The sequence below is a fragment of the Limosilactobacillus difficilis genome (genome assembly GCF_947387495.1).
GTDB lineage: Bacteria > Bacillota > Bacilli > Lactobacillales > Lactobacillaceae > Limosilactobacillus > Limosilactobacillus difficilis.
In genome coordinates, this window is the sequence record NZ_CANDNU010000098.1 from 1 (window position 1) to 1,003 (window position 1,003).

Annotated in this window: 1 protein-coding gene; it reads right to left on the reverse strand. The window is 39.0% G+C overall.

Annotated features, from left to right (window positions below; all coding sequences use genetic code 11):
- A partial coding sequence (locus QOR82_RS09110; RefSeq protein ID WP_283584419.1) for an ISL3 family transposase occupies positions 1 to 941 on the reverse strand: 941 nt, incomplete at its 3' end.
- Between the last annotated feature and the right edge of the window lie 62 nt (positions 942 to 1,003).

The window sequence follows — 1,003 nt, forward strand, 5'->3', positions numbered from 1 at the left end:
ACTAATGGCATTGGTCTAGTTTTTCTTTTGGGCAGATTTTTGATCATGATATTAGAATTTTTGAGAGCTAGAAGAATGCGAACCCTAAAGTGGAAGAAATTGCGATAGCCGTAGGCTATCCGTTTGATGACTTTAATTTTGTTGTTAGTGCCCTCAATTGGGCCATTGGTTAAGTGGGTATCAAAGCTGGCAAGAATTTCACTACGATGCTTGGCCAAAGTTCTTCTAACAGCCTTTAAAGCCCAGGGAAGCGTGCTTGGCTTTTGATGGATTAGTTGATCTAATAGCTTTTGTTGTCCCTTTTCAATTGCTAAAATCAATTGTTGATAAAAGTTGTAGGCTGTTTCTAGCTCTGATGAGAAGTTTAATAAACGGTCAACGACTTCACTATTGGACAGCCAAGTGTAACGGAAGTTACGCCGTGAATAGTAATGTAGATAGTCAAGTTGATTAGTTTTTGTCATTAAAAGTTTCCAGTAATGTTTGAGCGCTCGGTATGCGTGAGATCCTTTGCCATATTGATTCATAACTTTAATTCGAACTCTTTGAAGAGCACGGTAGGCTTGAATAATTACATGAAAATGATCAGCCACAATAACGGCTTTCGGGAACACATCATGAATTAAATGACGATATGGTTCAAATAGATCGACAACTACAATGCGTACGGACCATCGTGCTTGCTGAGAGTAGTGAGAGAGAAAATATGATCGAAGATAACGATCTCGCCGTGATTGGATAATATCAATGGTCCGGTGATTCATCGGATTCATTAAAACCATACTCATTCCACTTTGTGCAAATTGGCCAGACTTAAAATCATCAAAGGCAATAGTTGACGGTAACCAGTGTCGATTTGGTTTGAGATTAGTTTCTAGAGGAGTTAGTTGGCGGATCACCGTATTAGTAGAAACATTATGGTGCTGGGCAATAACCTTCATTGACACAGACTCACTAAGTTCTTCAGTAATATGGTACTTGACTACATTGGCAATTCGACAAC